Below are 1,861 nucleotides of genomic sequence, written 5' to 3'. Positions count from 1 at the left end.
AATTAAAGAATTCAGGTTTAAAATCTTCCCTTTTAAGGGAAAAAAGACAATATTTATTATATTCAATCCTCTCGGTTTTAACCAGAGGTAATTATCAATCATCAATTATACATTAATCAAAAAAACATCATAATACACGAAATTTAATTAGCATGAAACAAATTTACTTTTAGAGATTAAATCACCATCCTTAAGGTCAGTTAATTTATAACCAAAGGAAGTTAAAGTATCATTGCCTTTAGATGTTACAGCGGATTCCAGGTTTATGAGGTACATTCAATAATTAATAATTAATAATTAATAATTAATAATTACCTCTCCTTGAAAAGAAGAGGATTGACTCAAAGGAAAAATTTTTCTTGTTTCTCCTTTAAAGGAGAGGCTTTAAACCTTAATTTTTCGGTAACACTAAATTTTTAAATAGTTTTCCCGCGCTGTCTCGTGAGAGCAGCGTCGGGAGGATGTCAATCGGGCTTCATATCACCCGGTCAGCCGAATACATTTTTTGATCCTTCATCCAGATGTTGTACATGGCCTACGTTGAACAGAGCAGTCTGTTCTAGACCTGTATTAACTTGGTACTTTAACTCAACTACGTTAAATCTCGGCTCATGCGGATCTCGGCTAACACTAATTGTTCCCACTACCCGATCGCCCGGCGCAACTTTTAAGCTCTCTTTGAGGGGGTATAATTGCTGTCCCCAATGGCTGTAAGTTTTTCCAGGCCCAGTATCGAGAACGACTCCGTTGGGAAAATCTGTGGTGAACCAGCCGAGAAACCCTTTAATTTCAGCGTGTTTGCTGATAGTGTACTCGAAATCCTGGCTGAACTGGACGAGTATGGTCGGATCGACTGTGGCACAGTCAAACTCAAGCACTTTCTGTGGTGCTGAGGCGAGATCGTCTGGGGACAAGTAGTTGACGCGCATACTATTTGTCAAAAAGTAGTCTGATAAGTCCTGAAGCACCTCCGAAGTGAAACCGGAGTAGTCCACATCAAGACTCTGAAGATTACTAACCGTTTCCTTCCATTCTGCTATCTCTTTTTCCAACTTTAACTTGACAACATTGGTGCGATCGCTATCATTCCCTGGTGCGTACAGTCCAAGGAGAATTGTGGCACGGGAAGGCAACATCAATCCACCTGGTTTTAGCCATTTGTCGCGAGCATATGCCACGCTATCAAACATCGATTCTTTGAGCAAAAAGCAGCCCATCCATTCGCTGACAATTACATCTACGGGTTCAGGTATTTCCACTTCCTCTACTTTTGAGTTGAGAATTGTCACGACATCTGACACATTTGACGACTGAACTAAGCGTCTAGCAAGTTTAGCTGCATTACTGGCGTCCACAGCATAAACTTGTTTTGCACCGGCTTTAGCCGCCCAAACAGCTAATACACCTGTTCCAGTACCGACATCAAGGACGACCTTGTCCGCAATCATTTCCGACTTGTTCTTGAATATCGCCGAGTGATAGGCTTCCATCCTTGCCATATCTTCTAGCATGATTTTGTGCGCTCGCATTGAGCCATACAAATCAAAATATTTGAAAGCCCTCTCGGCTTCGGGAAGTTGTGTTGGTTCCATAAAATAGCTCCTTTCTTGTATAATTAAGGTGAATTTATACCAATTTTATAAATGTTTGCTACAAATATTAATACTGTTTCTAGTAGTCAATAGTCAGTAGTCAGTAGAAGTAGTTATTATTATCATTTTTTGCCCTCAAACAATCTATTTGAACAAATATGCATCTGACTTAAACTATTTTAGTTGACTAAACTATTCGTAACATTATTTTTTCACGCTTGGTATTAGTTGATCGTCAAAGAGTCTTTCTTTGGCATAGACTTAACCAA

Annotated in this window: 1 protein-coding gene; it reads right to left on the bottom strand. The window is 39.4% G+C overall.

What is annotated here, in order from left to right:
- Positions 1 to 488 precede the first annotated feature (488 nt).
- Entirely contained in the window at positions 489 to 1,592 is a 1,104-nt protein-coding gene (locus F6K13_RS31235; protein ID WP_124145765.1) for a class I SAM-dependent methyltransferase, read from the bottom strand.
- Between the last annotated feature and the right edge of the window lie 269 nt (positions 1,593 to 1,861).

This window comes from Okeania sp. SIO2B9, from assembly GCF_010672505.1.
Lineage (GTDB): Bacteria > Cyanobacteriota > Cyanobacteriia > Cyanobacteriales > Microcoleaceae > Okeania > Okeania hirsuta.
This window is presented reverse-complemented; position numbering and strand designations above follow the sequence as displayed.

What these genes read in the sequence shown, in the direction of transcription:
- F6K13_RS31235 (WP_124145765.1), bottom strand. Translation starts at nt 1,592, where the DNA reads ATGGAACCAACACAACTTCCCGAAGCCGAGAGGGCTTTCAAATATTTT.